8 protein-coding genes are annotated in these 7,635 nt (G+C 65.3%); 6 read left to right on the forward strand and 2 right to left on the reverse strand.

Annotated features, from left to right (window positions below; genetic code table 11):
- The first annotated feature begins 106 nt into the window (after positions 1-106).
- The 3 genes from SE92_RS26445 (at position 107) to SE92_RS36810 (ending at position 1,625) form a co-directional block, all read left to right on the forward strand.
- The gene (locus SE92_RS26445) at positions 107-409 is read left to right on the forward strand and encodes a hypothetical protein (RefSeq protein ID WP_063200002.1); all 303 of its coding nucleotides are present in this window, start codon (positions 107-109) and stop codon (positions 407-409) included.
- Positions 378-1,334, forward strand: a complete 957-nt coding sequence (locus SE92_RS26450) for a DMT family transporter (RefSeq protein WP_245324702.1) — start codon at positions 378-380, stop codon at positions 1,332-1,334. Before SE92_RS26445 ends, SE92_RS26450 begins: the two co-directional genes overlap by 32 nt.
- A 126-nt stretch (positions 1,335-1,460) precedes the next feature.
- Entirely contained in the window at positions 1,461-1,625 is a 165-nt protein-coding gene (locus tag SE92_RS36810; protein WP_198172788.1) for a hypothetical protein, read from the forward strand.
- Between the two features lie 6 nt (positions 1,626-1,631).
- Here SE92_RS36810 and SE92_RS26455 read toward each other — a convergent pair whose 3' ends face one another.
- Both SE92_RS26455 and SE92_RS26460 read right to left on the reverse strand, forming a co-directional pair.
- Positions 1,632-2,312 (reverse strand): GntR family transcriptional regulator, encoded by a 681-nt coding sequence (locus tag SE92_RS26455; RefSeq protein WP_063200005.1) that lies wholly within the window; start codon positions 2,310-2,312, stop codon positions 1,632-1,634.
- A gap of 9 nt (positions 2,313-2,321) precedes the next feature.
- On the reverse strand, positions 2,322-3,734 hold the full coding sequence (locus tag SE92_RS26460) for an FAD-binding oxidoreductase (protein WP_063200008.1): 1,413 nt from the start codon (positions 3,732-3,734) through the stop codon (positions 2,322-2,324).
- A 178-nt stretch (positions 3,735-3,912) separates the two neighbouring features.
- On the opposite strand from SE92_RS26460, the gene SE92_RS26465 reads away from it, so the two are divergent.
- From SE92_RS26465 to SE92_RS26475, 3 genes are all read left to right on the forward strand, one after another.
- The gene (locus tag SE92_RS26465; protein WP_063200011.1) at positions 3,913-4,797 is read left to right on the forward strand and encodes a dihydrodipicolinate synthase family protein; all 885 of its coding nucleotides are present in this window, start codon (positions 3,913-3,915) and stop codon (positions 4,795-4,797) included.
- Between the two features lie 212 nt (positions 4,798-5,009).
- Entirely contained in the window at positions 5,010-7,334 is a 2,325-nt protein-coding gene (locus SE92_RS26470) for a TonB-dependent siderophore receptor (protein ID WP_063200013.1), read from the forward strand.
- A 2-nt stretch (positions 7,335-7,336) separates the two neighbouring features.
- The coding region (locus SE92_RS26475) for a PepSY domain-containing protein (protein ID WP_198172790.1) at positions 7,337-7,635 on the forward strand (299 nt) is incomplete at its 3' end.

The raw sequence follows: 7,635 nt of genomic DNA on the forward strand, positions 1-7,635 counted from the left end.
CTCCTCGACGCGCTCGCGCGCCGGTGCCGTCAGGTGTGTGACGCCTTCCACATACGGTCCACCGCGGCTCAGGCCATGCTCTCCCGCAGTTGCAAGGGAGAGAGCCATGTTTTTTCTGATCGACGCGCTGCTGATCCTGGCGATGCTGTTTTTCCTGTTCCTGCCGATCTCCGATCGCAGGACGGTGCGGATGAGGCTCTGCATGGTCTGTGCGCTGCTCGCGGTGTTCTCGGTGTCGATCACCCGCACCCCCATCGTGCCGGTGCTGCTGGCGAGTGTCTCGGCGCCGCCCGGAATGGCGCGCGTGCCGCATATGCATGTGGCTGAGCCGTCGTCGGGGTTCTCACCACGGCCGACATCGGATATCCGATTGATCCATGGGCGAGGAACTGGGCAAGGAAACCTCTGACGGCGGTCGTGACGCCGTGGCCGGCATAGTGCCGGCCAGCGACGCCTGGTTGGGTGCCATTGCGCTGATCGGCTTCATCCTGGTGGCGACCGCGCAAGCCTCCAATCAGGTTCTGGCGCGCGGGCTCGCCGGCTCCGTTCCGCCCTTCGCGCTCGCTTTCTTCCGCTGGGGCATCGTCGCCATCGGGCTCGCGCCGATCGCGCTGAGGGAGATTCGTGAGGGCCGCGTGACGCTCGGCCGAAACATCTGGCCGATCCTCGCCGCCGGCTTCATGGGCATGTTCCTGTGCGGCGGTCCGGTCTATGTCGCCGGCGTGTCGACGACGGCGATCCACATCGCGCTGATCATGGCGCTGTCGCCGATCGTGGTGCTGCTGATCTCGGCCCTGCGCGGCATCGAGCATGTCGGCCCGCTGCAATGGCTCGGCACGGCGCTGGCGCTCGCAGGAGCGCTGCTCATCATCTCCGGCGGCCATCCGCAGACGCTGATCGAGCTTCAGACCGCGGCAGGCGACGGCCTCGTCGTGATCGCGATGCTCGGCTGGTCCGGCTATACGCTGCTGCAATCGCGCGCCGCGCCAAAGGCGTCGCTGCTCGCACGCATCAGCCTGTTCTCCGCCGCCGGCGCGTTGTTCTCGCTGCCACCAGCGGCCATGGAGATGTGGGCGAGGCCGGGCGAGGTCTTCAGCACCAAGGCGCTGTCGGCCTATGTCTTCGCCGGGATCGTTCCCGGCCTGCTCGCCTATGCCGGCTTTGCCTGGCTCGGCGGCAAGTTCGGCTCGGTGCGAACCTCGCTCGTGCTCTATCTCGGGCCGGTCGCAAGCGCGCTATTGTCTTTCGCCATTCTCGGCGAACCGCCGAAGCTGATCCATCTCTTCGGCGGTTTGCTGATCCTGGGCGGCGTCTGGGCCAGCCTGCGCCGCTAGTTCCATCCGCACGCGTGCCGGTGCATCCGCAGGAACCATCGGGTCTCGTGAACATTCTGATGGAGGGGTTGCGGCGGGCCCGGCTCGCGTGCGCTCGCAATGTTCGCCTCTGGCGCTGGGGGAGCTGTGAGTACAGTCATAGAGAACCTGCTGTTGCGGAAGCAGAAGCTCGTGGAGCAGCTCGAAAAGGCGCCGTCGGTCGAGGATCGCGACAAGATCGAGCACCAGCTCGAGCAGATCAACACCGCGCTGGATTTTCTGGACAGGCCGGGATCGAAGGACGCGAAATAGCCGCGCTCAATCCACCGTAGATGTCTCGACCTTCAAAGCCCTGGCGTAGACCACGCCTGAATTGGTGATGTGCGTTGTCATCAATTCTTCGAAGGCGGCGAACTCCCCGCGCGCGAACAGATCGAGCAGCTTGCGATGCTCGTCGAACGAGGTGCGGGTGCGCACGTCGATCGGCGAGGTCAGATTGGTGCGGAGCGCGGCGACGCGGCCCGAGACCAGCTGATAGGATTCGGCGAGGTAGCGGTTGCCGCAATGGGCGAACAGCGCCTCGTGAAAGGCGGCATCGGCGCGGCCATAGGCGACGTTGTCCTTTGCCGCGACCGCCGGCTCCATCGCCGCGATCGCCTCGCCCATCGACGCCATCGCGCCGTCGCGATCGTGACGGAAGGCAAGCTCGGCGGCTTTCGGCTCGAGCGCGATGCGGAAGGTGCAGAGCGCCGAGATATCATCCGCACTCGGCGTAAAGACAAAACTGCCGACCTGCGGACGGATCACCACGAGGCCTTGGGCCTGCAACTGGCCCATCGCCTCGCGCACCGGGGTGCGGCTGACGCCAAAGGAATTCGCCACCATCTCCTCGGAGATGGCGGCCCCCAGCGCGAACTCGCCGTCGATGATCGCCTGCCGCAGCCGCTGCATCACCCGCTGCGACAGCGATTTCGGCGTATCGAGCTTGAGCGAGCGCATTTGCCTGTCTCAGACCACCTTGCCGGGATTGAGCAGCTGGTCCGGATCGAGCGCCGCTTTCAGCGTCCGCATCAGCGCGATCTCGGCTTCGCTCCGGGCATGGCCCAGCCATTTCTTCTTCAAGGTGCCGATGCCGTGCTCGGCAGAGACGCTGCCGCCGAGCTCGCGCACCAGTCCGTAGATGATCGCGTCCATCTCTTCCTTCGGCTGCTGCTCGACGGCAAGGCCGGTGACCCAGGAGACGAGGTGCAGATTGCCGTCGCCGATATGGCCGTAATAGACGCTTTCGCAGCCCTTGATGCCGGCAGCCAGCGCCGCCTTGCAGCGCGTGGCGAACTCGTCCATCCGGGCCACCGCAAGGCCGATGTCGTAGGAGATGTGCGGCCCCAGCACCTGGCCGAACTCGGCGCAGATGTCGCGCACGCGCCAGAAGCTTTGCGTCTGCGCCAGCGATTGCGCCACGGCGGCATCCGCCAGTAGCCCGCGCTCCATCAGCTCTTCGAGCCAGGCCTGGAAGCGCGGCGCGTCGACGCTTTCGTCGGTGCCTTGCGCTTCCACCAGCACGTAGAGGCCCTGGTTAGCTGCGACCGGCGGCTTCACGCCGGCGCGGGTCGTGATCACGTCCCAATAGTCCGGCCACATCACCTCGAAGGCCGACAGCAGCGGGCCGAGCCCGCTGCGCGCCGCGCCGAGCAGCGCGACCACCGCGGCATAATCGTTCAGCGCGCAGAGCGCGGCCATGGTCGAGCGCGGCTTCGGAAACAGCTTCAGCACCACGCGGGTGATGATGCCGAGCGTGCCTTCTGAGCCGATGAAGAGATGCTTGAGGTCATAGCCCGCATTGTTCTTCATCAGCTTGTTGAGGCTGGTGATGATTGTGCCGTCGGGCAGCACCACTTCGAGACCGAGCACCAGCTCGCGCGTCATGCCGTAGCGGATCACGCGGTTGCCGCCGGCATTGGTTGAGAGATTGCCGCCGATCGCGCAGGAGCCGCGCGAGCCGAGGTCGAGCGGAAAGAAGAAGCCGGCTTCATCCGCGGCTTTCTGAATTGTCTCCAGCGGCGTTCCGGCCTTCACCGTCATCGTCATCGACGCCGGATCGATCTCCTCGATGCCGGTCATGCGCTCCATCGAGATCGCGACCCAGCCGGCCTCGGGCGAGGCGCCGCGGCACAGTCCGGTCAGTCCGCCCTGCGGCACGAACGGCAGACGCGCCTGCCGGCAGGTCGCGATCGCTTCCGCCACGCCTTGCGCGTCGACGGGGCGGATCACCGCCAGCGGCGTCTGCGGCAGGCTCGCGCTCCAGTCGTTGCAATTGCGCGCGGGCACGTCGGTGCCGATCAACACGGCGGCCGCGCCGAGCTTGTCGCGCAGGGCGCCGAGCAATTGGTCGGGTCGCCCGATGGGGGTCACCATGTTCATGCGAGACCTCCTCAATATTTGGCTGCGCCCATGCGCGCCGTGCCGCCGGAAAGGATTTGCGTGTCTCTTGTATGTAAGGTACAAGATGAAAAGTAAAGCAAAAACAAGGCCCGGCACAGTTCCGTAAGATCGTTGGAGATCAGAGGATTAGGTCGGGATCGAAGCAAAGGGCAGTGTGATGACCGAGGCAATTCGCGGGTTCTGGGTGGCATCGGCGACGCCGCTGGCGGCGGACGGCAGCGTGGACTCCGCAAAGCTCGCGGCGCATGCCAAGCAGCTCTTCGGCAAGGGTGTCGACGGCGTCGTGCTGTTCGGCACCACGGGCGAGGGCACCTCTTTCAATGTCGCCGAGCGTCTCGCGACCATCGAAGCCGTGCTCAAGGCCGGCGTTGCGCCGGAGCGCATCGGCATCGGCGGCGGCTTTCCCGCCATCACCGACAGCATCGCCCTGACGCGCGCCGTGCTCGGCTTCGGCCTGCGTCACGTGCTGGTGCTGCCGCCCTATTTCGACCGCAGCGTCACGCCTGAAGGCATCGAGGATGCCTTTGCTGCGATCATCGACGGCGTCGCCGACGATCGGTTGCGCGCCTATCTCTATCACATCCCGCAGACGTCGGGCGTTGCGATCCCCACGACCGTCGCTGCGAACCTGCGCAAGCGTTACGGCAAGGTGGTCGCGGGCCTGAAAGACTCCAGCGGCGACTTCAAGCAGTTCCAGGCCTTCCGCGCCGCCGCTCCCGAACTTGCCATCACCGTCGGCAACGAAGCTGATATCACCCGCGCGATCGCCACCGGCGGCGCCGGCACCATCTGCGGCATGGCCAATGCCGTGCCGGCGCTGGTCAAGGGCATGGTCGAGGGCAAGGACGTCGAAGCGCGCATGCAGGCCGCGATCGACATCGTGCTGAAGACGGCCTCGTTCACCGCGACGCTGAAGGCCATTCTGGCGGCACAGACCGGCGATGCCGCCTGGCAGCGCGTGCGCCCGCCGCTGCGCGCCTCGTCCGACGGCGCCGCGCTCAAGCGCAAGCTCGACGAATTGACGGCTCCCGCCATCGCGTGAGATCGCACAAGATCGTGATACGTCGCCGCGAACTCGCGCGCGACGTGTCGCCGTTGCCATGGCGACAATTGCAGATTGCCGTTCGGTGCCGATCCGTTCTTAGAACGATTCAACACTAGAGCGATTCAAAGCCGCCCGCAGTTCTCTTCACGTGCCACGACTGTTAGACGCGCGAGCTTCAATGCCGTGTCTGACCTGGAAGTGAATCGAACGTGCGTGCTCATCCGAATGGCCTCCGCGTCGGTGGCCATCGTCATCTCGCCGGCAAGCGCCGCGCAAATCTTCTCATTGGAGCAGCCGTGCTGCTCGCCGAATGTCCCTCCACGACGACGATCGCGCAGGCGCAATCGGCGCTGCCGCCGGTGACGGTGGAGGCGCCGACACAACGGCCGAAACCGGCGCGCACATCCGAGCAGTCCCCACGCCGCACGCAGACCGCGGCGCGCCAGCGCGATCGCAATCCTGCGCCCGCAGCGCCGACGCTCTCGGAGCGCGCGGCCGCGGAAGCCGCCGCGCAGCAGGCGGCAAAGCTCGGCTACCGCGCGATGCCGAGTTCGACCACGCTGCGCAGCGGCGCCTCGCCGCTCGACACTTCGCAAGCCGTCAACGTCGTGCCCGAGCAGGTGTTGAAGGACCAGCTCCCGCGCAACATCGACGACGCGCTCATCAACGTCTCCGGCATCACCCAGACCAACACGCTCGCGGGCAGCCAGGACGCGGTGATCCGCCGCGGCTTCGGCGACAACCGCGACGGCTCGATCATGCGCAACGGCATGCCGCTGGTGCAAGGGCGCAGCTTCAATCCCGCCGTCGAAAGCGTCGAGGTGCTGAAAGGGCCGGCCTCGCTGCTCTACGGCATCATGGATCCCGGTGGCATCGTCAACACCATCAGCAAGCGGCCGGAGCTCTACCAGCACGGTTCGGTCACGCTGCTCGGTTCGGCCTTCAGCGCTTCCAAGACCGGCGCCGACGGCCTCCTCGACGTCACCGGCCCGATCGGCGACCAGGGGCTCGCCTATCGCTTCATCGGCTACGGCGTCAGCGAAGACTATTGGCGCAATTTCGGCCGGCACCGCGAGCTGCTGGTGGCGCCGTCGCTGGCCTGGTACGGCCAGGACACCACGATGCAGCTCAACTACGAGCACCGCGAGTTCATCTACCCATTCGATCGCGGCACGGCGTTCAATCCAGTGACCAAGTCACCGCTCGCGGTGCCCGCCACCCGCCGGCTCGACGAGCCCTTCAACAACACCTGGGGTACGTCGGACCTGATCCAGGCCTCGGTCGAGCATCGCTTCAACCAGGATTGGAAACTCTACGCCGGTTACAGCTACAACACCGAAACTTTCAGTGCCAACCAGCTTCGCATCACCAGCATCGACTTCGCCACCGGCGCTGAGAAGCGCAGCAATGACGGCACGGGAAGCTCGCTCAGCAACGTCAGCTATGGAACGTCCTACGTTTCAGGCGGCTTCTGGCTAGGCAACATGCGTAATGAGGTGGTGTTTGGTGGCGACGGTCAGTATCGCACGATCTACCGTGACACTCTGATCCGGCAGTCAACGCCCAACTTCAATGTCTACAATCCCGTCTACGGGTTGATCGGGCCAGGGACGACGCCGTCGAACCCCGACAGCGCCCAGACCGACAAGCTTGGCCAGTGGTCGCTGTTCGTCCAGGACACGTTGCATCTGACCGAGCGGCTCGCGCTGGTTGGCGGCGCGCGCTACATGGACTATGACCAGCTCGCGGGGCGCGGAAAGCCGTTCAACACCAATACCAACGTGTCCCAGGACAAGGTGCTGCCCCTCGGCGGCGCCATCTTCAAGCTGACCGACCAGATCTCGCTCTATGCGAGCTACACTCAATCGCTGAAGCCGAACTCGACGATTGCGCCGATCGGCGTGGTGATCGATTCCAACGTCGCTCCGGAAGAGGGCGTATCGTACGAGACCGGCGTCAAGTTCGATCTGAACAAGCGCATCTCCGGCACGCTGGCGGTCTACGATCTCGACAAGAAGAACGTACAGACGACGAAGACGAACAGCGCGGGCATCGTGGAGCTTCACACCGTCGGTCGTGCCCACTCGCGCGGCGTCGAGCTGGACGTCACCGGCAGGCTCACCGACAGTTGGGCCTTGATCGGCAGCTATGGCTATACCGATGCCCGCGTGACGGCGTCCGAGGATGCGACGCTGCTCGGCAGGAAGCTGCAGAACGTCGCCCTGAACACCGCATCGCTCTATCTGGTCTACGACTTCGGCACGGCATTGCCGGGTCAACTTCGCGTCGGCGGCGGTGCGCGCTACGTTGGTGATCGTCCCGGCGACTCCACCAACAGCTTCTTCCTGCCGTCCTATGTGGTCGCCGACATCTTTGCGACCTATGAGACGAAGTACCAGAACACGCCGGTGATCTATCAGTTCAACGTCAAGAACCTGTTCGACACCGTCTATTATCCCTCCGCCGTCAACAATCTCAACGTGGCCATCGGCGATGCACGGCGCGTCTCGCTGTCGGCGACGGTGAAGTTCTAGCCATGGCAGTGCGGCGGCTGGGACACACCATCAAGGCGATCCTGTTCCAGGTCCATTCCGCCGCGGGCCTGGTCCTGGCGCTGCTGGTGTCCCTGATCGCGCTGACCGGCGCGATCATGAGTTTCGAGGACGAGATCGTCGATCATCTCAATGCCGGCATCATGCAGGTCGCGCCGCGTCAGGCGCCGAGGCTGATGCCGGACGAGCTGGTGGCGCGGCTGAAAGCAGGGCAGGACCTCGGCAAGGTCGCCGCCGTCACGCTGTCGAGCGATCCGTCGGCCGCGGTCCATGTCCGCTTCGG

The sequence above is a fragment of the Bradyrhizobium sp. AT1 genome, from assembly GCF_001590795.1.
GTDB lineage: Bacteria > Pseudomonadota > Alphaproteobacteria > Rhizobiales > Xanthobacteraceae > Bradyrhizobium.